We start from the raw sequence: 20,709 nt of genomic DNA on the forward strand, positions 1-20,709 counted from the left end.
TGAAGTGTTGTCAGGCGCATACTTTTTTATACGTCTTTTTCAGGCTTAACCGCTACTTCTCTTTCCACCGGCTGATTTTCTTTTTCTTCAAATGATATTGAAATTCCGCAGTTCTCACGGTTTTCGCTGCTGTTTTTATCTTAATCCTCACAAGCTTCGTCTGTTTACCGGCTGGCAAAATGGAATACGAGACCGCACCATACGCCTTTTTTTCCTCTCTTTCCCGTTCGTCTTGGATATGCCGGACGGAATAAAGAACCCCATTTCGAAGGAGATTTTGCTGGGTGTAAAACTCTTTCGTTTGTTTGGCAAACGCTTGCTTCGTGATAAAAACCGCCGCGGAATGGCCGGCGCACAGCATGCAGATCATCGCCATAAAAAGCGCTGCGGGATAAATATAGCCTTTGGAATTGTACAGATTTAACCACCTTCATCCAGAATGATAGATTGGAAATGCCGCGCGATACTTTTTGCCGTTAAGACCGATGACATCAAAGATAACGTGGTGATCTTCAAGTCTGAATTTTACGCGTTTGACTTGCTGCAGCATCGGCATATGGCCTTTTGAATTTACTCTTTTGCGAATCAATGTCCGATACGGTTCATAGCGGACCGCATCACCTAAAGAATTTTTCAACTCAAGTACCCGGCCGTTGTTCTTTACTTTAATGTCCTCAGCTTCTTTGCATTCTTTGAGCATCTGTTCAGCTGTAATGGTCCATTCTTCCGGACGGATATCATCCTCGTTGACAGCCGGGGATAAAAACAGATGAAACATTGAGACGGCCGTTCCGGCAATGAACATGTAGACCATTAATGAACTTAAAGTATTAAGAAGGGTAAAGCCCTTTTGTTTTGAGAATTCCGAAACAATGCTGGCGGTCTTTTCTGTCTTCAATGGAGATGCAAACTTTATATTCATCTCCTTTTTCCTCCCATTCAATAAAGTAGGCGGTTCCCTGATAAAAAACGGTTTCTGCCGCCTGATAACGCCCGATCAGCATGTAGCGGCTGATCTTCTCATCTAAGATGCGGTATGCTTCTTCTTCTTTTCCCATCATGTCAGCTTTCAATTCGAGCTGATGATATGCCGGAATTAAAAAAGCGGCTATCATCATCCAAATACTAAATGCAGAAACAGTTTCAAGTGTCATAAACCCTCTATTTTTTTTGAACATTGATTCTGCCGCTTCCTAAATAAATCGTCAATTCAAACGAGGTTTTATTTGCATTAATCAACAGTTTTCCTCCTTGATTCGGAGCCCCGCTCGGGCTATAGGTGAAATGTTGTCCGATTGTCGATTTTTTTATGTCAATTTTGTGATCATACTCCCTGACAAGATAAGGGGGTAAGCTTTCATCAGCCGGCTTGATGGTATATTTGTAATGATCGGTATCAAACAGTACTTTCACCTTCTTGTTTTGAACAAAAGCTGACTGCTGGGCAAAAAGCAAATCTGCTTCAAGCTGTGCAGCAAAATGCTGGACAATCCTTTTTTCATAAGCGGATGGCAATCCGGCAAATAAACATATCATCATAATCGAGCTGATCAGCAAAACGGTGAGGCTTTCAAGAAGAGTAAACCCTTTTTGATACCTTGCCATTATCGGGTTTGTACACTGCCATTTGAAATCACAATCGGTTTTCCGTTAGGACAAGCCAAGTTCTTCTTAATGTATCCCTCTGATTCCAGATCGCCCAGACTCGGCGTTTTTCCGTCATGATCGATCTCATAAGCCGTAATTTGGGCCTGAATCATGCTTTTTAATCCCTCACAGCCTTTCTTTTGAATACTTTGGTTGTGCTTGGTGACATTCGGGATCGTAATTAAAAGCAGAATTGATATGACAAGCATGACGACTAGCATTTCAATCAGCGTAAATCCCTTTTCATTCATTTGGACGGCCTCCTTTATAACTGATTCATCATTTGATACATTGGCAACAGCATGGACAGATAGAGTATTAAAATCATGGCCGCGGTAAAACCGTAAATCAGCGGCTGCAGCAGGCCTGTCCACTTTTCCGCTTTCTTTTCAAACCGGTCGATCAGAAATTGGCTGTATGAATAAAGCTCTCTGTGAAGCTGGCCGTTTAATTGGCCGTGAGCCACCACCTTTGATAGGTCCTTTTCATAAAACGGGTGTCCGTTTAACATATGTTCTATCGCTTCCCCCTGTTTCAGCCTCTCGATCAGCCGTTTAGCTTCCTTTTGGAAAAACGGCAAAAAGGGCTGGCTTTCAAACGCTTTTAAACTGTCATATATAGACAAACCGGATGTAAGAAGATTGCTCAGCTGAAGTGATAAAAAGTAGCTGTTAAACAATTTGAGGATTCTGCCTGCCAGCGGAATTCTGATGAGAAGAGCCATTTTGTCTTCAGGGGGCTTTTGGCGGAAAGCGTACAAATAATACGCCCAAAAAACAGCAGCGGCGGCTAGTATGCACAGAAACAACAAGGAGAAACTTTCAAAAAATAAAAAGATGAAGGATGTCAGAAAGGGCGTTTCCATGTTCATCGAGTCATAGATCGCGGAAAACTGCGGAACAATGGCGGCTTTCATCATATAGACAATGAGGCAAACCGTCAAAATCAAAAATGCCGGATAATGTGCGGCTTTTTTGATTTTTTCGGCCTGTTCGATTTTACGGCGGAGCAATTCGCCGCCCTGCATAAAAGCAAATGGCACATTACCGTGACGTTCGGCGAAATAAACGATGCTGACGGCAGCTTTATGAAATGAAATCATATTTAAAACTTGAAAAACAGGATACCCTTCCGCAAGCCTTCTCCTCCCGAATGCAATATCCGTTTTTTGCTGCCGCTTTAATTGCAGTTCCAGCATGCTTAATGCATCAAGAAGCGTATAACCGTTCATCATCATCTCGCCAAGCTTTTCAAGGAACTCTGCCTGTTCCCCGACAGGCCATCTGTTCTTAATCGGCTTCATGATGCACCCAGCGTTCATAAGATCCGGCCGGCACATAACCGAGCGCTATCCCTTTGCGGATCAATTTTCTCAATGTGTCGAAGCGGTTGTTTACATATGCGCCTTTAGCTTCTTTTATACAAAGATTCAGGCTCTTTCCATACAGAAGCTCAAAAATGCTTGCTCTTCTGACTTCCCTCGCCATTCTGCAATAAAAAGAACACTGCTCTCCGCAAAATGGACAGACAAGATTGACGAGTCGTTGCGCGCTTACAGCAACCAGCGTCTGTTCAATTTCTGTCATTGTGACGCCGAATTCAAGCAGTCTGTATATCGCGCCTTTTGCGTTTTTCGCGTGCATGCTCGATAATACAAGATGACCTGTCAGCGCCGCTCTGACCGCGGTTTTGGCTGTTTCTGCATCGCGGATTTCCCCCAGAATGATCATGTCCGGATCATGGCGGAGAACAGCCTTTAAGCCGGCAGAATATGTCATACCCGCCTTCTCATTTACCTGTACTTGAAGAACATGCTCGCTTCTGGATTCCACCGGATCCTCCAGGGTAATAATATTGCGGTTAAAATGCTGTTTTGCATATTCGATTAGCGAATACAGAGTTGTCGTTTTTCCCGAACCTGTAGGGCCGGTGAAGATCATCAGGCCGTGTGAATGCTTCAGAAAAGACAGCAGCTTCGACGTTGCATCCGGAAACAATGACAGGCTTCTGAGCGGCGGGGCACTTGCTTGCGGCAAAACGCGGATCACCAAGCTTTCATCGTATACAGTGGGCAAAGTCGACATTCTTAAATGAACAGGCTTATTATTCACTTGAAGGGTTAAAGCACCGCTTTGCGGCTGTCTCCGTTCTCCGATATCCATTGAAGAAAGAAATTTAAAGTGGGAAATCAGCCTTGAGCACTCAAGCCTCGTCAGCCTGTCCTTTTGAATCAATTCACCGTCGATTCTAAAACGGATAATCGCCTCTTTTTTACACGGAACAATATGAATGTCAGATGCTCTCATTCTGCATGCCTCTTCGATTACTCTCCCGCTTAATGGTTCAATCGCTTGCAAATCCTTGCGCCTCCTTTCTAACCGCAGTTTAGCGAAAAGCGCCGGAAGCTTCAAATCCTCAAAAAAAGAAAATGAGCGGGTTGCGGAAGGCAAAAAAAGAATATGAAAGACGAAAATCTATTTTTAAAAAACGGGTCCTCATACCATGTTTTTATCATTTTGCACGGAGACGTCTCCTTCCCAGATGCGAAAACCTTTTTTAGAAAGTGCCACTGCGAGACTTTGCTCTGTTTTGATATTGGAAAAATCGATGCCGATCTTGACGACCGTCTGGGCAATCTCGGGACGAATGCCGGAAATAATCGTCTCAATCCCTAGAAGCCTTGTGCTGTCAACTACCCTGAATAACTGGTAAGCAACCATTGTATCAACAATCGGAACACCTGAAATATCAATGAACAAATGAGTCAGATGAAGCTCTGCACATTGTTCAAGGGCGGATTCCAAAATGACTTTAGCTCTATTTGTATCGATTTCTCCTATGAGGGGCAGAACGCCTATATGATTTGAGATCGGAATCACTGGAGCGCTTAATTCACGGATCATTTCCTTTTGGGCATGCAATTGTCTGATTGTGGTCCTGTCATACTCATCCATAAATTGCTCAATGAATTCATCCAACATCAAGTTAAGCCGTTTACTCCACTCAAAAGCTTCTTTTTTGGAAATGTCATGTGCACTTTCATTTGAAAATGTTTCGATTTCATCCATAAAGATGCGCCGGAATATTTTAAAACCTTTTAGGCTTTCATGAATGGGAGCTTGGATGACAGCCTTGTCCCGCGCTAATTTTCTCGCGCACTCCAAGGCTGCCTTCCATTCCTTTTGCGGCTTTTTTTCTGTTAATATATTGATGACCGCCTGAACAAATTCTTTATATTGCTTTGCCGTAGAAAGACCGGATTGTTGAATCGGCGTATTTGATAACCATTCATCTGTGATGTGACTCGACCGTTTCATGAAATGCTGATAAAGGGCTGAATTTTTGCTTTTCATATCCATCCTCCTTAAGTAATTGCATTAGAACATCCCATATGTATAAAACAAAAATTTTTGCTAAAACTAAACGTGTAGTATGATGGGCTATAGCCAAGCGGTAAGGCAACGGACTTTGACTCCGTGATGCGCTGGTTCGAATCCAGCTAGCCCAGTTTTCCAAGCGTAAAAACCGAAGATATGCTGAAAAATTCCGTTTTCAGCAATCTTCGGTTTTTTCAGGACACAGATCGTTGCAAAGCGTTTTTCTTCGATAGCTTTAATAACTCGCCGGGATTATATCCGATAACAAGCTTGTCTCCGCTCACGAGAATCGGACGCCTCAAGAGCTTCGGTTTTTGAATGAGCAGGTCCACTACTTCGCTAACCGTCAGCTCCTCAATATTCAAATTGAGCTGTTTGAACGCCTGGCTTCTCGTCGCCAATATTTCATCGAAGCCTTCTGTTGTCAAAGACAGAATATGCTTTAATTCTTCTTGATTCGGCGTCTCCCTGAATAAGTGGCGCTCTTTAAAATCAATCTGATTCGCTTTCAGCCAATGTTTTGTTTTGCGGCATGATGTGCAGCTTGGATAAGAGTAAAAAATCAGCTCTTCCATGTCCGTTTCCTCCTTTTTTATTGCTATGCCTTGTCTTTGTTATGATACGTACCCGGGATCTTTTTTTATTAAACACGGTAAGAAAATTTCATGCCGGCCATTCGATCACAAAATTGTAAAAAATGAATTGATTTTCTCAAAATGAAAATGTTTACATTTCAAGATGAACTGATCTATAATAGAAACAAAGGGGCTTTCTGGGAGGGATATCAATGAATCGCATGTTCCGCGTGTTGGGTTTCTGGACAGGTATTTTTGCGGTCATGTTTTATTTAGGAGATATGAAGGATGCGTCATTGCTGTTTTTCGGGCAAACCGTTTTCTTTGTTTTCTTATCGTATCTCAACTTGACAGAACGAATGTACATTTATATTTTCGGCGCATATTTGACGGTCTTTTTTGCTGGATTTACATACTATTCGGTTTTTATTATGGTTCCCGGCCAGGGAGGCCATTAAGGCAAGAAAAAAGAGACGATCCGCTTGGATTTCGTCTCTTTTTTCCTGTCTATAGCGTAAAGCCGTTGATGAACGGATTTTGTTCCTGTTCCGTCATCAAATCCGTCTCTGGTCCATGTCCGCTTAATACAAGCGTCTCTTCAGGCAGAGAGAGCAGTTTTTTATGAATGCTGTCCATCAGAACGTCATGGTTTCCGCCGGGAAGATCTGTGCGGCCGACGCTCCCTTTAAACAGGACATCTCCGGAGATGATCATGTTTTCCTCTTGTACATAATAAGAGACGCTTCCGGGAGAATGGCCTGGGGTAAAGAGAACCTGAAGCTTAAATGAGCCGATTTTGAGCTCGTTCTCCTCATCGATCAGGCGGTCGGCTTTTTCCGCGGTAATCTGCTGCCCCGTCAGCAGGGCCGATCCGTTTAATGAAGGATCTGTCAGCCATTCGGCTTCATTTTCATGGACATAGACGGGAATATTCCACTCTTTTCTTACCTTGTCCACAGCCCCGATATGGTCAAAATGGGCATGCGTCAGCAGGACGGCAAGCGGTGTAAGCCCTTTTTCTTTTATGTATGCGTTCAGTTTTCCGGCTTCACTGCCTGGATCAAATATTAAGCAGGTGCCGTCATCATTTGATAAGATATATGCATTTGTTTGAATGGGCCCTAAAGGCATTCTTCTCCATTTCATCTTTTTCACCTCGATATCATTATGAAGGTTTTGAGAGAAACTTTCAATGAATCATGTTACCCTCGACAAAGTTGATGAAAACGGTTAAAATAAAATTGGAAATAAACTGCAGGGGAACCAAACGAAGGGGGTTTATATTGATGTTGCTCGTAATCATTTTTGGCCTTGTCTCGATATTATCTGCTATTGGGGTTCTTCGTTCGCTCAAACAAATCAACGTTCTCGGAATATTGTTCGGCGGAGCCGCTTTTTTGGTCTTCGGCTGGTTTACGGTCATGACGATTATTCACAGCGGGTATCCGACAGCACACTAAAGCTGCCTTTTCTGCGCATGGGACAGCCTTGCTCCGGCCGGAACAAGGCTTTTTTATTTATCGGTTTAAATGTTTTTGAACGCTAGACAGCTTGCCTTCCATTGTCGTTTTCTTATCGCGCCGGTCATCAATTCTGATATTGGTGGCCACCCTGTGTATCCCCTTTTGAAAAGGTGCCTCATGGATGGTCTGAATCACCTGAAACACATCGCTTAATTCACCTTCAATTAAGGTGTTCATCGGTGTCAGCTGATATTTGATTTTGCCTTCTTTTTTAAACTCTTCTAAAATCGTTTGAATCTCCGCAACATACGCGCTTACACTCGGGGTTTCTGTTCCAATCGGAATGATGGTTACGTCTGCTATCGCCATTGTACTGCTCCTTCCTATTCCTTCTCTACAAGGGATTTTATTGTTTTTGAACCGAGTGACATGACCTTATCCTGCGCATAGCCGTACAATGCGTATTTACCATCAGGAGACACAGTGATCGGAAGCATTTCGATGCCTTCCTGAACCACCCGCCGGTCTCCTGTTTTAAGATTGATGGATATCAGATCAAACAGGGAGCTAGATTCACCCGGCTGATACGTATAGAACCATTCATTTTTCTGATCATAGCTGTATTCCATTGGAGACAGGCTTGCATCATCGGAAAACAGCGGAAGGGTGAAAGACAGCCGTTTTTTCGATGATGGTACATCTGAAAATATGTAGGTTCCCTCCCCGCTTTTTTCAGATGATGTCACGATCAGCCGCACATGTTTAAATACATCGGCATGCAGCGCGTCATCCGCGAGCTTCTTTTCCCTTCCCGCCGATATGTTATAGGAATAAACAGGAGCCGGCTTTTCCCGGTCCCTGTTATCCCACTTCACATAATCGAACGAATCGGGCGATGTCCAATGAATGAAAGCGGCCTGGACGACGTCTTGGTCTGTTTTATTTTCCTTTGCATTGATCAATAACGAACGATACTCCCAATCTTTTGTGAATGCCGTTACATATAAAAGATAAGGATCGAATTCATTCCAGTCCACTTGAAGTTCATGGGTGTTGAATCCTTTTGCAAACAGCTTTTCGCCCCGCGTATTGATAAGCGTCAATTTAAATTTGGAGCCGTCTCCTGCAGTTTGGACGAGAATCATATTTTTTTCCCGGTTAAGTTCAGCTGTGATCAGCCGTTCATCGGTTTTATATATCGTTTTTTCCGTCCCTGTAAATATATCATATGACTTTACTTCACTTCCTGCAACCGGGTCTGTTGCGGTATATAAAATGGTTTCATTATCCAGCCACCCTGCCGCCTCATCAAAATACCGGTCCTTCAGCGATACAATCTTTTTTTCTCCGCTTGCTTCATCGCTTTTTTTCTTTCCGTCGGTCACCGCATGATGGTCACCTTCTGAACCGCTAGATTCCGAAGGTGTACAGGCGGCTGTTAAAACTGTCATCACAGCGGCTATGATTAATAATGAAACTCTCAAACCAGCCATTCTCCTTCCATAAATGTTCGGCTACCTCCTTTTACGGTTTTGCGCCGCAAAAGGTTTCAGCCCTCAAAAAAACATGATGCCCAAAGAATTCCTCTGCTTTTACAATATATATCGTCAAATTGTTCCAATGGTAAAGGGTTTTTCCCTTTTCCAAGTTCAACGGTATACCCCTCTTTGCCGAAATGATGGATGAACCAGTCCCTAAAACCGGCGTAGCTGTCAATGTATCTGACGCCTTTATAGCCGCTGAACCGCTCAAACGTTTGAATGACGTCCGCGGATTCCCGGGGCTCATAGCCTTTATAGCCCCAATAAATCTCTTCCCCTTGTGTATGAAGCGCGACAAGGCGGTCCGGCGGGCGCCTTACGATCAAATTCCTCATGGCTGCCGCCTCAGGCTCTGTAAGCGGAGCGTCCCCGGGATAGTCCCGGTATGAAGGCGCTTTAGGTGGCTTTCGCTGTTTTTCGATTTCCCAAAAAGACGGAAATTGATTGTTCAAATCCACTCCATTGATATTCGCTTTCCATTCTCTATAATCAGGCTGATATTCATTCATTTCATCCAGTGTCTTCCGCTCTAGTCCGAGATGACCGGGACCGTGCAAAACAAGGTCAACGCCATCGGGATTTACAAGCGGAACAATTGAAAGTTTTGTCATGCGGAAAAGCTGCACAGGGGAAAACCCGAACACTTGCTCATCTTTGCATAAAGACAGGCAATATTCTTTTATCCATTTCATGAGCACCGATGTGGTGATCCACTCGTTCGCATGAAAAGAGGCATTGATATGCGTTCTTTTTTCGGCGTTCTCCTCTCCGATGTTCAGTTCATAAATAGGCTGGCCCAATACAGAACGGCCAATGATATGGTATGTGACAAACGGAAAACAATCTGCAATTTTTTCCATTTCTTGTTTCAATGTTTGTGAATCATGAACCGCCCTATTTGTCAGCCATTTTTCATGTTCCAGTTTCGGCTGCCTGTTTACCAATAATTTCATCTCTTCATATGTTTCGGCTGCCGGCGCTTCTTTTCCTGCTTGAACATGCAATCCGGGAAAATAAAATACGTCTAAGTCCGCGTGAAGGTTTGCGCTGATTAAAAGCGGTTCGGGTATGTTCAGGATGTCTGACAATCTTGTCATGTCTTGTTTTAACTCCGGTTTGATGTAGATGAATGCCATCAATGATCCCTCCCACAATAGCATATGTAGGATGCCTGTTCAAAAACTCTGCGCGTTTGCAAGCGAAAAAAAGCTTCCGTCCACAGGACGGAAGCGCCGCAAAAAACGTTTCTTTTATTTTATTTCGTCAAATTGTCTGTAATGAACTTCAGCTGTCCTTCTAAAGAAATCGGATCAGAAAAATAGAAGCCGATCGGGTCGATTTTATAGACATGTCCATGTTTGACAGCGTCAAGATTTTTCCAGATGGATGTTTCAAACACGCCGCCGTCGTCTCCGCCTGATTGCCAAGGTCCGATAAACATATAGTCTCCGGCGAAGTCAGGCAGCTTTTCTAAAGAAATGCTCGTATATCCAGGGCCTTGGCTGATCGCTTTTTCTTTTGTCAGCTTCGTTGCCTTTAAACCAAGATCTTGATAGATGATGCTTCCACCCCGTCCGTATTTATCTCCGAATACGTAAATTTCTTTTCCATTTGTCTGCATAACGGAAACCGTTTTGTCGCCCACGGCTTTTTGCACTTTAGATTTTGCCGCTGCAACTTTTTTATCCCACTCGGCCAGCCACTTTTCCGCTTTATCTTCAGTACCCGTCATTTTTCCGAAATCCCTCAGCTGTTCCGCGCTGCTCTTGCCATACTTCAAAGCAACAGTCGGCGCGATTTTTTCCATCTTCTCGATATCCACCTTTTGAGTTGTCCATACAACGATCAGATCCGGTTTTAAATTAATGATTTTTTCAGCAGACATACCGTCTCCAATGTTTGTCACACCATCGGTTTTCCCTTTGAAATACGGGTTTTGGAAAACCCTTTCAGATGCCCCGACCACTGGAATGCCAAGCGTCTTCAAGTATCCGTAGTAGTCGTCGGCCAGGACAACTACTCTTTTAGGATGCTTAGGAACTTTAACCGTTCCATTTTCAGCCTTGTATGTAATCGTTTCTTCCTTATTTGAGTCTGAAGAAGAACCTTTGCTTTCTGTTTTATTTCCGCATGCTGCCAGTGCTGTAATCAATAATAAGGCAAAGAATGCAGCAATGAATGTCCTGCGTCTAAAAGCCATATATCATACCTTCCTTCCGAACTATTAGTGATAAAGAGAATCATTATCAATTCGATTATACCACAGCTTTTCATCCGTAAACCATTGTTTTTTTGAAACGATGAAACCGCGTCCAAAGAGCATAAAAAAAGCTTCCACTATGACAGCGGAAGCTTTTCTCATTCTTTTTTATCGCCTTTCTTTTTGATGGAAGCTGACTGTTTTTTTAATCGTTCACTGTCATAAAATCTCAGCAAATCGCCGTAAATGATTTGATCTGAGTATGAAAGCTCCTGTTTTGCTTTTTCAGCAAACGCTTCACAGCCATCTTTATTCTTCGTAGGCTTGCCGGTCGATTTATCATAGCATACGCCATCCGTGTATACTTTATCTTTCGTAATGACGCTTCCGTCGCGGAGGACAGTGAATTCCATCTTATCTCCGGAAAACAGGTCGTTCCCAAACTGGACCTGATCGCTTGAATCAATCCCGAGCAGGTTGAGCAAAGTCGGACGGATATCAATCTGCCCGCCGACCGTATCAATCGTTTTCGGCTTTTTATCGGTGACGCCCGGGATGTGGATCACGAGCGGAACCCTTTGAAGCTGCACTTCCTCAAAAGGCGTAATTTCCTTGCCGAGGAATTGTCCCATCGCTTCATTATGGTTTTCTGAAATTCCATAATGGTCGCCATACAAAACGATAACCGAATTGTCATACAGTCCATTCTCTTTCAGTTTTTCAATAAACCTTTTCAGTGCCTCATCCTGATAGCGGACGGTCGGAAAATATCGGTTCAATGTGCCGCTTTTTGAATCAAATTCATCAATCATTTTATCTTCTTCATCCAGCTCAAATGGGAAATGATTCGTCAACGTGATCAGACGGGTATAGAACGGCTGCGGGATGCCTTTCATAAGCTCTGCTGTCTGCTCAAAAAATTCTTTGTCTTTCAATCCCCACCCTACAGAGTTTTGATCATTCACATCATATGATTTGATATCGTAAAACTTGTCATACTTTAAAGAATCATACATGATGTCGCGGTTCCAGAAGCTTTTGTTGTTCGCATGAAAAACAGAAGAATAGTAGCCGTGGTTTTTCAAAATTTCAGGCATTGCCGTATATTCATTTGCCGCATTTGTAAAGAAGACCGCTCCCCTTCCCAAAGGATAAAGAGAGTTATCGACGATGAATTCAGAATCGGCGGTTTTTCCCTGCCCCGTCTGATGGTAAAAGTTGTCAAAGCTGTAGCTTTTTTTGATCAGGTCATTCAAATAAGGGGTGATTTCTTTGCCGTTCAATTTGCGGTTCACGACAAAGCTTTGTGTGGATTCCAAGGACACTAAAATGACGTTGCGCCCTTTGGCAATGCCGAACAGTTCCTTGTCCGGATCCGTCCGGTTTGCGCTGACATAGTTTTCAATTTCGGTGAGGCTGTTGCTGTCAGCCAACGCACGCTGGGCGGACTGCTTGGACTGGATCAGTGCGTCGTAGATATGGAAATTATAGAGACTGATGTTCTTGACGAGCACTTCCCTGTCAAACGATCTCGTCAAGAGCTGCGGCCGTTCTGTTTCCGATACGCCCAAATTGAAAAAGAAAACGGCGGCGACAAAAAGAAAATAAGCCGCCCGCTCTTTCCTTGTCGCAGCACCGCCTGCTTTCACCGGCTGGCGCTTGTACAGCCAAATCAAAATTACGATATCGACGGCCAAAAGCAGATCGGCGGGCATGAACAACGAGTTGATGCTGCTTCCCAAATCACCCATGTTATTCGTCTGAAATAGTACAGGAATCGTCAGAAAGTCATTATAAAAACGGTAGAAAATCATATTTGCCAAGAGGACGAGCGTCAGAATGATGCTGGCCCCGATGATAAAGCGGTTTCTGTTTTTTTCTTTAAAAAACAGCCCGATTCCAAATACAAACAGCAAAAAGCTTAATGGGTTGATAAACAATATAAACTCCTGCATGAAGTTTTCAATTTTAATATTGAAGCTTGTTTTGTAAACGACATACGTTTTCAGCCACATCAGCAATGTCGCAATGAACAAAAATGAAATTTTCGAAAAAAATGACTTTTGCATTCCAATCCTCCCTATAGAGCAAAACTCGGGCAGATTCCTTCAATTGTACGTTTTTGAAAAGATACCAAAAATAACTAAATTATATCTTAACTTGTCTGTACAAAAAAATCAATCCATTAAACAAGGTGTTATAAACGGTTTCATTGAAGCTGAGCCTGGCTCTTCAGCCATGCGTTCTTGGCGATCCAAGCCCCTCCGATGACCCCAGCATCATTCCCGAGGGTAGCGATGACGATGTCGGCAGCTTCTCCCGCTCTTGGAAACACGTATTTTTTAAAGGATTTTTCAACATTGGCGCGAAGGATTTCGCCCGCTTTTGACACACCGCCGCCAATGACGATTTTTGAAGGGTTCAGGGAACTTGCCAAATTGCCGAGAACCAGTCCCAAATGATTGGTTACATAACCGATCACATCTGTTGCGACAGGGTCGCATTGCTCCGCGGCTTCAAAGATATCGCGGGATGTTAAAGACTCATATTTGTTTAAAACGGTTTCACAGTCGCCCGCTGCCATTTTCTCCTTGGCGATTCTCACAATGCCGGTCGCGGACGCGATGGTTTCAATACAGCCGGTTTTCCCGCAGTTGCATGGGGCTCCCCCTTCTGCAACAGAACAGATGTGGCCGATTTCTCCGCCGGCTCCGTTTACTCCATGGACAATTTCTCCGTTTACAATAATACCCCCGCCGACTCCTGTACCTAACGTAACAAGAATCAAATCCTTGGCGCCGTCTCCTGCACCTTTCCACATTTCCCCGAGGGCAGCGATGTTTGCATCGTTTTCGATGACGGCAGGCAAGCCTGTTTCCGCTTCCAAGTGATCTTTTAAAGGATAGTTTTCCCAGCCCATATTTGTCGTTTTGTAGACAACTCCGGTCTCAATATTGACCGGTCCCGGCGCACCCATTCCGATATATTTTAATATGTGCTTCGGTTTGCCGATTTCCCTCAGTTTGCTGTCAATCGCCTTTGCTATGCTGACCGTCACCGTATTTCCCGATTTATCCGTCGGTATTTCCCACTTGTGTTTGATTTCCCCATAAGCGCTTACAAAAGCAAGTTTTACAGTCGTTCCCCCGAGGTCGATCCCGACCAGCCAGCTTTCATTCATCTTTTAGTCCCCCTTACAACCCAACTGTTTTATTTTCTCTTTATATTTGTCAGTTCATTCTGCAAAATCGTCATGGCTTGTGCCCATTCTTCTTTTTCTATCAGGTTTGAAAGAAGCATTTCTTTGAGTTCGTCCATCATATATTCGAGCTCCAGCTCCCGATCTCCGAAATACACATAGCAGCCGAATCGCTTCAGCAATACCTGAACATCATATGCTGTTTTCATTTGATTCACCATTCTTTTTAAGACCTAACAATAGCGTATAAATAATCGGGTTTTGCGTCAAGCAAAAAAAAGCCTGCTTTCTGATTGAAAACAGACTTTAGCGGTCAGGGTCCTGCGGGTCCAAAAAAACGGGCCTTCTATTTTTCAGCGGCATTGGCGTGCGGATCGCGATATCACGGAAAGCTCTGTAATTGAAGGGAATAAACGGCCATAAATAAGGGACATGAAAAGATTTCATCCTTGCCAAATAAATGATCCAACAAAATATTCCGACGATAAAGCCTATCGGACCGAAAGCGCCTGCGGCGAGGAGAAGCACGAGTCTGACAAGGCGGTTTGCAATGCTCATCTCATAGCTCGGCGTGGCGAACGTACCGATCGCTGCGATTGCAAGGTACAGAACGACCTCATGAGAGAAAAGTCCGACCTGCACCGCCACTTCGCCTATCATTAAGGCCGCCACAAGACCGAGGGCTGTAGCAAGGGATGAAGGGGTGTGAATCGCGGCCATTCTCATCATATCGACCCCTACTTCGATGATCAGGAACTGAGCCAGCAAAGGAATCGCTCCTTTTTTTTCCGGCCCGATATATTGAAGGGCGTCCGGGAGCAATTCGGGATGAATCGAAACCAAAAACCATAGCGGCAGTAAAAAGATCGACGCCAGCACCGATATAAAGCGGACCATCCTCAAATAAGCGCCTGCAAGCGGCTTATTTCTGTACTCTTCGGCATGCTGCATATGGTGCCAAAAGGTTACGGGCGTGATCAGAGCGCTGGGTGACCCGTCAACAAAAACGAGAATGTGGCCTTCATACAAATGCACGGCCGCCGTATCGGGCCTTTCTGTATAGCGTACCGTCGGGTAGGGATTCCAATGCCGGCCGCCGATGTATTCTTCCAGCGTTTTTTCAGCCATTGTCAGCGCGTCCGTATCGATGGCTTCCAGTGATTTCTTCAGCTTTTTCACATTTTCCAAATCGGCGATGTCTTCAAGATAGCAAATGACGACATCAGTTTTGCTTCTTCTTCCGACTTGCAGAAACTCCATTCTTAATGACCTGTCGCGGATTCTCCTTCTTGTCAATGCCGTGTTAAACACTATTGTTTCAACAAAACCGTCTCTCGACCCTCTGACGACTCGTTCATTATCAGGCTCTTCCGGGCTTCTCGCCGGGTAAGTTCTCGCATCTATCATAATGGCGTGATCAATACCGTCGGCGAGCAAAACGGCCGGGCCCGCCAGCACCTGTGCAGCTGCTTTGTCGAGGTCGTCCTCTGTCTCAATTTCAATATAGGGGATGTACGTCTTGATCAGCTTTTCCAGCGGATCGTCTTCCAAACATTCAGGGGAAAGCTTTGAGAGATTTTTCAGCAGGTGGTGCATAATATCATCTTTTACAAACCCGTCGACCAAATATAACGCCATCTTTCTTCCGGCATAGATCATATCAAGCCGGATCATGTCAAAGCTTTTGTCGACCCCCAACTTTTCATTCAAATATTCGATATTTTCAGCCAAACTTTCTTGGACATACTGTTTTTTTTCCATGCAAAAGCTCCCGTCAAATCAATCTGTCTTCATCAGACCATTTTTAACATAACGGGAGCTTTTCATACTTTTTTATTGCGCCATTTCATTGTTAATTTCTTTTTTCAGCGTTTTATACATGTCTTCATCAGGTTTTTCTTTTAGCGCTTTTTCAACGGTCTGCTCGGCTTTCTCCAATTCGCCTTTTCTATTGTACAGCCAAGCTAAATTATAAAGGGAAGCGTGATCAGTTGGATCTTTTTCAACGACGGCCGCGAGTCTTTTTTCAGCAGAATCGTATTCACCGAGCTGAATTTCAGCAGTGGCGAGCACTTTCAGAATGTCGGTTGAAGCGTCCTTTCGCCCGGCAGCTTCCTGCAAGACGTCCTTCACCTTTCTATACTCGCCTTCTTGATACAACTTCCCTGCCTTATACAGCAGGGCGCTTTCCTGAACGGGTGTGGAATGAAAGCCCCAGTAGAGGGCTCCCCCTCCTATGATCAGCACGAGAACCCAGCCAATCACCCGCTGCGCCAGCCTTTTTTTCTCTGGAAGCCCGACGGCCATTGCCGAAAGTAACCCCCCGACCAATCCGCCGATATGCCCGGCATTGTCAATGTTTGAAACGGCGAAGCCGAGCCCGAGGTTGAGGATGATCATAACCATAATATTGGTTCCAATCGTTTTTAAGAAGGCCTTCCGATTCGAAAAAGCAAGGAACAACAGAGCTCCCAGACAGCCGAAGATCGCCCCCGATGCTCCCGCCGAAGGATACGGACTAAACAAAAAGCTGCCGATCGAACCGAAAACACCGGCTGTTATGTAAATGATAAGAAAACGGAATGAACCGAAAACCCTCTCGGCCGCCGCTCCTACTGATAATAACGCAAACGTGTTGAACATGAGATGAATCAATCCGATATGAAGAATGATCGGAGTGACGAACCTCCACCATTCTCCCGCCAATATCAAACTATTTTCTTTTGCGCCAAAACGAATGAGTGTTTCGGTATTTTGGCTTCCTCCGGCTAATTCTAATAAAAGAAACATGATCACCTGAAGGCCGGCGAAGAACCAGGTAAACACCGGTTTGCCCTTTTCAAAAACCGCGGCTTCCCGCTTTCTTTCTTCCTCTTTTCGTCTGGCAGCAGCAAGCGCTTCGGCCCTGATGGATTCGACTTCTTCATAAGTTGCATGTCTGAAGCGCTCCGGCACTTCACCGAAATTTGTATTTAATGCAATCGCGATTTTATTGAAGCCGGCTTCGATCGAGGTTTCATCGATAAAAATCGGCGCAATGCTGACTCTCTTGGCCTCAACCGGATGACTGACGACATCTTCCCATTCATCGACAGGCGCCTGCGCTGATAAATAAATGGTTAATACAGAGAGCTTCCGTCTGCCTGAGACGACCCTCAAGCGCTCCGTTCTCTCCATTAAAGATTCAAGATCGCGGACAAGCTCCTGTCTAAAATCAACATCCTTCCGGAAGATGCGGACCAAATCATATGGCGCGTTTCCCCCGGCTTCAAGCCAGGCTTCTCCGAACGAAGCCGGCGCCTGAACAAGCTCAAAATCCCGCTGTAATAGATGCTTGATGATATACCAGTACATATAATCAAATGAATACATAGCGTCGCTCCACAATTGGTTTTTGTTCATTATAACAAGAAACCGCCCTCATTGCGCGGCTCCTGTCTGTCCGGGCATGAAAAAATCCCGTTCTAGACGGGATTTAAAAAGCCTGCTGGATAAACTTATTTCGGAAAAACGGAATTCTCATGATCCAATGAATGAAGTAGTGGCGGATTCGGTCGCGGCCAAGAATGAAATTGATCACACGATAGCGGTTTTGAAAAAATACGAGAGCGGCAAGTGTGCCTAATACGATAAAAGTCATTTTCCTCATATGATCCCTCCTATAACCGTATCGTGTCTCATTTTCCGATATTTATTCAGCTGCAACCCCATGTTGCTTTATCTGTGAAAATCCGGTTGACCGGAATATCATGCTCTTCGCGGGGAACCCGCTCAATCATTTGGCAGTGGAAAGCAAGTGAGGCCGTCTCATGATGAAAACCGGCTAAATATCTGTCGTAATAACCGCCTCCATAGCCGATTCTATAGCCATGCCGATCAAAGCATACGCCCGGAACGAGGATGAGGTCGATGTCTTGAGGCATGATCAGGTCTGTTTTATGTATGATCGGTTCCTGGAGTCCGAAGTAGACAACCTCCAGCTCGCTGTCATCTTTAAAACGGCGGAATTGCATGTCTTTTGTTTCCGGAAGGCATTTTGGTATACATACCGTCTTTCCTTCGCGCCAGGCCCGTTCAATAATCGGCCTTGTCGGAACTTCCGGCTTTCGTGATATGGTAAGGGCGATGACAGACGATTCTGTCCATTGCCTTGACTGAAAGAATGCATGATGGATCGCTTCCGTTTTTTGCTGAAATTCTTCGTCTGTAAGCTTTGCAAGTTTCTCTCTCACATCGCTTCTCAACAATCGTTTCACTTCGCTCACCCCCTCTTATATTGAAAAAACAGCAGGAAAATTCCTGCTGCTTACTTTGTTTCGCGGTGTAAAGTTGATTTTTTGTCACGTGGGCAATACTTTTTGAATTCAACGCGATCTGGGTTATTACGCTTGTTCTTTTTAGTAATATAGTTACGCTCGCCGCATTCTGTGCAAGCCAAAGTAATATTTACGCGCATTTATTTTCCCTCCAAACTATATATCATTTGCTGTTCAGACTTATCTATAATACCACTTATGGCGCCGGAATGCCAGGCGTTTTTTTCAGTTTGTCGCGGTTTGGCGAAAAGATTCCGGATAAACGTCTCTTCAACATGCTTTTTCATATTTGCCGGACCAAACGAAAAACTCTGGCGGCCGCCATGCTTCCCTGTCCCGAAGGAAGGGCGGACATATGATCCGCTTCTCCATGCCCAATGCTTCGGCGGCTGACAGGCGGAATCTGTCACCTAATTATGTCAGCTGCAGTGATTATAGTAAGCAATTTTTAAATGAGCGCTAGAAAATGAAAACTCGGTTCGAATATTATCTTGAGAAGATGTTTTCCAGGCGCGCCGTTTGATCATCATCCCCTCCCCGGAAAGCTTTTTTTCTTAAAACCAATCCTATGCCGCAATGAACATTAACTTTTTCGACAAAATTTTTATTTTTTTTATTAATTCCTTTTGAAGCAAGCGTTTTTATGGTATAAAAAAGAAGGAGAAAATAAGAATTGAAGGTGATGAACGTGGAAATTGCTATCATTGCGCTGCTCATTGTCAGCATTGCGCTGATCGCATTCTCATATTTTCAGAGAGAACCGATTAAAGAAGTTGAACAGGAGCTTGAAACGCTTCAGCTGTCTGCCATGCAGGAAATCTATAAGCTGAAAAAGAAAATGACGGTGCTTGAAGAAGAGCTTCTCGATTCAAATGTTGTCGTTCGCAGGCCGAACGCAGGCATCAGCCAGCATATCGCAAAGCAAATTCTTTCAAAATATCAAAACGGCATGTCTGAAGAAGCGATTGCCAAAGCAGAGCATGTCTCAGTTGAAGATGTGAAGGCGATCATTAAAGATAATGAGAGGGTGCTTGTATGACCAGACAAAGTGTACAGGCTTTCGCCGGGGGGATGATTTTGGCGACCGCCGTTCTGGCAGGGACGTTTTACATGACGGGCGGCGGCAACGCAGAAGCTTCAAAAAACGGCCAAAAAGTCAGTGAAGCCGATGTCAAAGCATATTTGAAGGACAATGAGCAGGTTTCGCTGAAACGGGCGGATTACCAGGAACTCCTTCAATATAAGGAAAAATCGTTAAAGCATGACGATGCCAGCCAAGATGACAACAGCGCCGCTGACGAGGCGAAAAAAGGCTCCAAATACAAGCTTGAAATCAAAAAAGGCATGAGTACGGAAGAAGTTGCCGATATTCTTGAAAAAGAAAAAGTCGTCACATCCGCTGATGACTTTAAAGACTATGTCAAAGATGCCGGCTATGAATCTAAAATCCGTGCAGGCAAATATGAATTAAAACGCGGATCGAGTTTAAAAAGCATTTTGAAAACTCTGTCCCGATAAAAAACAGGCTGTGTCAATCCCAGCCTGTTTTTTTTGAACGCAAATATAAAAGGCCGCCGAATCTGATCGGCGGCCTTTTGGCGTTAGCCAAAACGTCCTGTTATATAATCTTTTGTCCGTGCATCATCAGGGGACGAAAACATTTTCATTGTATCATTGCATTCGATCAGCTCACCCATCAGGAAAAAAGCCGTCTGATCGGAAATTCTGGAAGCCTGCTGCATATTATGAGTTACGATCGCAATCGTATACTTTTCTTTCAGCTTCAGCATCAGCTCCTCGATTTTCAAAGTGGAAACGGGATCCAGAGCAGATGTGGGCTCATCCATCAGCAACACATCCGGATTCGTCGCCAGCGCTCTCGCAATGCATAAACGCTGCTGCTGGCCCCCTGAAAGTCCGAGCGCCGGGGACTGAAGGCGGTCTTTCACTTCATCCCACAAAGCCACATCAATCAATGCTTTTTCCACTCTTTCATTCAGCTCTTTTTTATTTTTCAACCCGTGGATTCTCGGTCCATAGGCGACATTATCAAAAATCGACTGTGGAAACGGATTCCCTTTTTGAAACACCATCCCGACATTTTTTCTTAATTCAACAAGATCAACCTTGCTGTTCAGCACATTTTTGCCGTTGTAATTGATTTCACCGGTCATTTTGACGTTTGGAACCATATTGATCATCAGATTCAGCGTTTTAATGAAGGTCGATTTTCCGCAGCCTGACGGACCAATAATCGCGGTGATTTCATATTCCGGGATTGATAAATTAATATTTTTTAAAGCATGATGGCTGCCGTACCATAAATTCAAATCATGAATCAGGTACACCTCTTTTGGTTTTACTGCTGTGACTCCGCTCATGATGGCGTCC

The 20,709-nt window shown here is 44.3% G+C and carries 27 protein-coding genes and 1 tRNA gene; 5 read left to right on the top strand and 23 right to left on the bottom strand.

Going from position 1 to position 20,709, the window contains the following annotated elements; translation table 11 throughout:
* Nucleotides 1-52: 52 nt before the first annotated feature.
* The 8 genes from comGG to rsbRD all read right to left on the bottom strand — a co-directional run bounded on the left by comGG (nucleotide 53) and on the right by rsbRD (nucleotide 5,000).
* The gene (gene comGG, locus BTR1S_RS08830) at nucleotides 53-376 is read right to left on the bottom strand and encodes a competence type IV pilus minor pilin ComGG (protein WP_224254418.1); all 324 of its coding nucleotides are present in this window, start codon (nucleotides 374-376) and stop codon (nucleotides 53-55) included.
* Between the two features lie 54 nt (nucleotides 377-430).
* Entirely contained in the window at nucleotides 431-922 is a 492-nt protein-coding gene (gene comGF / locus BTR1S_RS08835; protein WP_255265708.1) for a competence type IV pilus minor pilin ComGF, read from the bottom strand.
* A complete protein-coding gene (comGE, locus tag BTR1S_RS08840; protein ID WP_029419377.1) occupies nucleotides 831-1,178 on the bottom strand; it encodes a competence type IV pilus minor pilin ComGE in 348 nt (115 codons plus the stop codon). The genes comGF and comGE overlap by 92 nt, the downstream gene beginning before the upstream one ends.
* Nucleotides 1,162-1,605: a competence type IV pilus minor pilin ComGD gene (gene comGD, locus BTR1S_RS08845; RefSeq protein ID WP_006637537.1), complete on the bottom strand. Its 444-nt coding sequence runs from the start codon at nucleotides 1,603-1,605 to the stop codon at nucleotides 1,162-1,164. Before comGD ends, comGE begins: the two co-directional genes overlap by 17 nt.
* Entirely contained in the window at nucleotides 1,605-1,898 is a 294-nt protein-coding gene (gene comGC, locus BTR1S_RS08850; protein ID WP_006637538.1) for a competence type IV pilus major pilin ComGC, read from the bottom strand. Before comGC ends, comGD begins: the two co-directional genes overlap by 1 nt.
* Before the next feature lie 14 nt (nucleotides 1,899-1,912).
* Nucleotides 1,913-2,950, bottom strand: a complete 1,038-nt coding sequence (comGB, locus tag BTR1S_RS08855; RefSeq protein ID WP_029419376.1) for a competence type IV pilus assembly protein ComGB — start codon at nucleotides 2,948-2,950, stop codon at nucleotides 1,913-1,915.
* Entirely contained in the window at nucleotides 2,937-4,004 is a 1,068-nt protein-coding gene (gene comGA, locus BTR1S_RS08860) for a competence type IV pilus ATPase ComGA (RefSeq protein ID WP_006637540.1), read from the bottom strand. Before comGA ends, comGB begins: the two co-directional genes overlap by 14 nt.
* 138 nt (nucleotides 4,005-4,142) lie before the next feature.
* Entirely contained in the window at nucleotides 4,143-5,000 is an 858-nt protein-coding gene (gene rsbRD, locus BTR1S_RS08865) for an RsbT co-antagonist protein RsbRD (RefSeq protein ID WP_006637541.1), read from the bottom strand.
* Nucleotides 5,001-5,083: 83 nt separating this feature from the next.
* Between rsbRD and BTR1S_RS08870 the strand changes: the two genes are divergently transcribed.
* Nucleotides 5,084-5,155 (top strand) — tRNA-Gln (locus BTR1S_RS08870).
* Nucleotides 5,156-5,218: 63 nt separating this feature from the next.
* Here the strand turns inward: BTR1S_RS08870 and mgsR are convergent.
* Entirely contained in the window at nucleotides 5,219-5,599 is a 381-nt protein-coding gene (mgsR, locus tag BTR1S_RS08875) for a transcriptional regulator MgsR (RefSeq protein ID WP_034326457.1), read from the bottom strand.
* A gap of 212 nt (nucleotides 5,600-5,811) precedes the next feature.
* On the opposite strand from mgsR, the gene BTR1S_RS08880 reads away from it, so the two are divergent.
* Nucleotides 5,812-6,057, top strand: a complete 246-nt coding sequence (locus BTR1S_RS08880; RefSeq protein WP_006637543.1) for a DUF2626 domain-containing protein — start codon at nucleotides 5,812-5,814, stop codon at nucleotides 6,055-6,057.
* Nucleotides 6,058-6,106: 49 nt separating this feature from the next.
* Here BTR1S_RS08880 and BTR1S_RS08885 read toward each other — a convergent pair whose 3' ends face one another.
* Nucleotides 6,107-6,745: an MBL fold metallo-hydrolase gene (locus tag BTR1S_RS08885; protein ID WP_006637544.1), complete on the bottom strand. Its 639-nt coding sequence runs from the start codon at nucleotides 6,743-6,745 to the stop codon at nucleotides 6,107-6,109.
* Between the two features lie 140 nt (nucleotides 6,746-6,885).
* Here BTR1S_RS08885 and BTR1S_RS21815 point away from each other — a divergent pair, with 140 nt between their 5' ends.
* Nucleotides 6,886-7,059: a DUF2759 domain-containing protein gene (locus tag BTR1S_RS21815; RefSeq protein ID WP_006637545.1), complete on the top strand. Its 174-nt coding sequence runs from the start codon at nucleotides 6,886-6,888 to the stop codon at nucleotides 7,057-7,059.
* 57 nt (nucleotides 7,060-7,116) lie between these two features.
* Here the strand turns inward: BTR1S_RS21815 and BTR1S_RS08890 are convergent, their stop codons facing one another.
* The 12 genes from BTR1S_RS08890 to rpmG form a co-directional block, all read right to left on the bottom strand.
* Nucleotides 7,117-7,431 carry an MTH1187 family thiamine-binding protein gene (locus BTR1S_RS08890; RefSeq protein ID WP_006637546.1) on the bottom strand — a complete coding sequence of 105 codons (315 nt, stop codon included), beginning with the start codon at nucleotides 7,429-7,431 and terminating at the stop codon, nucleotides 7,117-7,119.
* 14 nt (nucleotides 7,432-7,445) lie between these two features.
* On the bottom strand, nucleotides 7,446-8,546 hold the full coding sequence (locus BTR1S_RS08895) for a YqgU-like beta propeller domain-containing protein (protein ID WP_006637547.1): 1,101 nt from the start codon (nucleotides 8,544-8,546) through the stop codon (nucleotides 7,446-7,448).
* Nucleotides 8,547-8,611: 65 nt separating this feature from the next.
* Nucleotides 8,612-9,739: a M14 family metallopeptidase gene (locus BTR1S_RS08900; RefSeq protein ID WP_029419373.1), complete on the bottom strand. Its 1,128-nt coding sequence runs from the start codon at nucleotides 9,737-9,739 to the stop codon at nucleotides 8,612-8,614.
* A gap of 119 nt (nucleotides 9,740-9,858) precedes the next feature.
* On the bottom strand, nucleotides 9,859-10,803 hold the full coding sequence (locus tag BTR1S_RS08905; RefSeq protein ID WP_029419372.1) for an iron-hydroxamate ABC transporter substrate-binding protein: 945 nt from the start codon (nucleotides 10,801-10,803) through the stop codon (nucleotides 9,859-9,861).
* A gap of 158 nt (nucleotides 10,804-10,961) precedes the next feature.
* Entirely contained in the window at nucleotides 10,962-12,872 is a 1,911-nt protein-coding gene (locus BTR1S_RS08910) for an LTA synthase family protein (RefSeq protein WP_006637550.1), read from the bottom strand.
* Between the two features lie 140 nt (nucleotides 12,873-13,012).
* Nucleotides 13,013-13,984 carry an ROK family glucokinase gene (locus tag BTR1S_RS08915; protein WP_029419371.1) on the bottom strand — a complete coding sequence of 324 codons (972 nt, stop codon included), beginning with the start codon at nucleotides 13,982-13,984 and terminating at the stop codon, nucleotides 13,013-13,015.
* Nucleotides 13,985-14,013: 29 nt separating this feature from the next.
* Nucleotides 14,014-14,211: a YqgQ family protein gene (locus BTR1S_RS08920; protein ID WP_006637552.1), complete on the bottom strand. Its 198-nt coding sequence runs from the start codon at nucleotides 14,209-14,211 to the stop codon at nucleotides 14,014-14,016.
* A gap of 97 nt (nucleotides 14,212-14,308) precedes the next feature.
* Entirely contained in the window at nucleotides 14,309-15,763 is a 1,455-nt protein-coding gene (locus BTR1S_RS08925; protein ID WP_029419370.1) for a spore germination protein, read from the bottom strand.
* Between the two features lie 72 nt (nucleotides 15,764-15,835).
* Nucleotides 15,836-17,374: a rhomboid family intramembrane serine protease gene (locus tag BTR1S_RS08930; RefSeq protein ID WP_006637554.1), complete on the bottom strand. Its 1,539-nt coding sequence runs from the start codon at nucleotides 17,372-17,374 to the stop codon at nucleotides 15,836-15,838.
* Nucleotides 17,375-17,477: 103 nt separating this feature from the next.
* On the bottom strand, nucleotides 17,478-17,651 hold the full coding sequence (gene yqgO / locus BTR1S_RS22780) for a protein YqgO (protein ID WP_006637555.1): 174 nt from the start codon (nucleotides 17,649-17,651) through the stop codon (nucleotides 17,478-17,480).
* Nucleotides 17,652-17,697: 46 nt separating this feature from the next.
* Nucleotides 17,698-18,258 carry a 5-formyltetrahydrofolate cyclo-ligase gene (locus BTR1S_RS08935; protein WP_006637556.1) on the bottom strand — a complete coding sequence of 187 codons (561 nt, stop codon included), beginning with the start codon at nucleotides 18,256-18,258 and terminating at the stop codon, nucleotides 17,698-17,700.
* A 50-nt stretch (nucleotides 18,259-18,308) separates the two neighbouring features.
* Nucleotides 18,309-18,458 carry a 50S ribosomal protein L33 gene (gene rpmG / locus BTR1S_RS08940; RefSeq protein WP_006637557.1) on the bottom strand — a complete coding sequence of 50 codons (150 nt, stop codon included), beginning with the start codon at nucleotides 18,456-18,458 and terminating at the stop codon, nucleotides 18,309-18,311.
* 548 nt (nucleotides 18,459-19,006) lie between these two features.
* On the opposite strand from rpmG, the gene BTR1S_RS08955 reads away from it, so the two are divergent.
* Both BTR1S_RS08955 and BTR1S_RS08960 read left to right on the top strand, forming a co-directional pair.
* Nucleotides 19,007-19,357 (top strand): hypothetical protein, encoded by a 351-nt coding sequence (locus BTR1S_RS08955; protein WP_006637560.1) that lies wholly within the window; start codon nucleotides 19,007-19,009, stop codon nucleotides 19,355-19,357.
* Entirely contained in the window at nucleotides 19,354-19,836 is a 483-nt protein-coding gene (locus BTR1S_RS08960) for an endolytic transglycosylase MltG (protein ID WP_006637561.1), read from the top strand. Before BTR1S_RS08955 ends, BTR1S_RS08960 begins: the two co-directional genes overlap by 4 nt.
* Nucleotides 19,837-19,919: 83 nt before the next feature.
* On the opposite strand, the gene pstB is transcribed toward BTR1S_RS08960, so the two are convergent.
* On the bottom strand, nucleotides 19,920-20,699 hold the full coding sequence (gene pstB, locus BTR1S_RS08965) for a phosphate ABC transporter ATP-binding protein PstB (protein ID WP_006637562.1): 780 nt from the start codon (nucleotides 20,697-20,699) through the stop codon (nucleotides 19,920-19,922).
* Between the last annotated feature and the right edge of the window lie 10 nt (nucleotides 20,700-20,709).

This window comes from Bacillus sonorensis NBRC 101234 = KCTC 13918 (genome assembly GCF_001592005.1).
GTDB lineage: Bacteria > Bacillota > Bacilli > Bacillales > Bacillaceae > Bacillus > Bacillus sonorensis.

Excerpts from the sequence above, each read along its gene's own strand:
- comGG (WP_224254418.1), bottom strand. The coding sequence starts at position 376 with ATGGCGATGATCTGCATGCTGTGCGCCGGCCATTCCGCGGCGGTTTTT.
- comGF (WP_255265708.1), bottom strand. The coding sequence starts at position 922 with ATGAATATAAAGTTTGCATCTCCATTGAAGACAGAAAAGACCGCCAGC.
- comGE (WP_029419377.1), bottom strand. The coding sequence starts at position 1,178 with ATGTTCAAAAAAAATAGAGGGTTTATGACACTTGAAACTGTTTCTGCA.
- comGD (WP_006637537.1), bottom strand. The coding sequence starts at position 1,605 with ATGGCAAGGTATCAAAAAGGGTTTACTCTTCTTGAAAGCCTCACCGTT.
- comGC (WP_006637538.1), bottom strand. The coding sequence starts at position 1,898 with ATGAATGAAAAGGGATTTACGCTGATTGAAATGCTAGTCGTCATGCTT.
- comGB (WP_029419376.1), bottom strand. The coding sequence starts at position 2,950 with ATGAAGCCGATTAAGAACAGATGGCCTGTCGGGGAACAGGCAGAGTTC.
- rsbRD (WP_006637541.1), bottom strand. The coding sequence starts at position 5,000 with ATGAAAAGCAAAAATTCAGCCCTTTATCAGCATTTCATGAAACGGTCG.
- mgsR (WP_034326457.1), bottom strand. The coding sequence starts at position 5,599 with ATGGAAGAGCTGATTTTTTACTCTTATCCAAGCTGCACATCATGCCGC.
- BTR1S_RS08880 (WP_006637543.1), top strand. The coding sequence starts at position 5,812 with ATGAATCGCATGTTCCGCGTGTTGGGTTTCTGGACAGGTATTTTTGCG.
- BTR1S_RS08885 (WP_006637544.1), bottom strand. The coding sequence starts at position 6,745 with ATGAAATGGAGAAGAATGCCTTTAGGGCCCATTCAAACAAATGCATAT.
- BTR1S_RS21815 (WP_006637545.1), top strand. The coding sequence starts at position 6,886 with ATGTTGCTCGTAATCATTTTTGGCCTTGTCTCGATATTATCTGCTATT.
- BTR1S_RS08890 (WP_006637546.1), bottom strand. The coding sequence starts at position 7,431 with ATGGCGATAGCAGACGTAACCATCATTCCGATTGGAACAGAAACCCCG.
- BTR1S_RS08900 (WP_029419373.1), bottom strand. The coding sequence starts at position 9,739 with ATGGCATTCATCTACATCAAACCGGAGTTAAAACAAGACATGACAAGA.
- BTR1S_RS08905 (WP_029419372.1), bottom strand. The coding sequence starts at position 10,803 with ATGGCTTTTAGACGCAGGACATTCATTGCTGCATTCTTTGCCTTATTA.
- BTR1S_RS08910 (WP_006637550.1), bottom strand. The coding sequence starts at position 12,872 with ATGCAAAAGTCATTTTTTTCGAAAATTTCATTTTTGTTCATTGCGACA.
- BTR1S_RS08915 (WP_029419371.1), bottom strand. The coding sequence starts at position 13,984 with ATGAATGAAAGCTGGCTGGTCGGGATCGACCTCGGGGGAACGACTGTA.
- BTR1S_RS08920 (WP_006637552.1), bottom strand. The coding sequence starts at position 14,211 with ATGAAAACAGCATATGATGTTCAGGTATTGCTGAAGCGATTCGGCTGC.
- BTR1S_RS08925 (WP_029419370.1), bottom strand. The coding sequence starts at position 15,763 with ATGGAAAAAAAACAGTATGTCCAAGAAAGTTTGGCTGAAAATATCGAA.
- BTR1S_RS08930 (WP_006637554.1), bottom strand. The coding sequence starts at position 17,374 with ATGTATTCATTTGATTATATGTACTGGTATATCATCAAGCATCTATTA.
- yqgO (WP_006637555.1), bottom strand. The coding sequence starts at position 17,651 with ATGAGGAAAATGACTTTTATCGTATTAGGCACACTTGCCGCTCTCGTA.
- rpmG (WP_006637557.1), bottom strand. The coding sequence starts at position 18,458 with ATGCGCGTAAATATTACTTTGGCTTGCACAGAATGCGGCGAGCGTAAC.
- BTR1S_RS08960 (WP_006637561.1), top strand. The coding sequence starts at position 19,354 with ATGACCAGACAAAGTGTACAGGCTTTCGCCGGGGGGATGATTTTGGCG.
- pstB (WP_006637562.1), bottom strand. The coding sequence starts at position 20,699 with ATGAGCGGAGTCACAGCAGTAAAACCAAAAGAGGTGTACCTGATTCAT.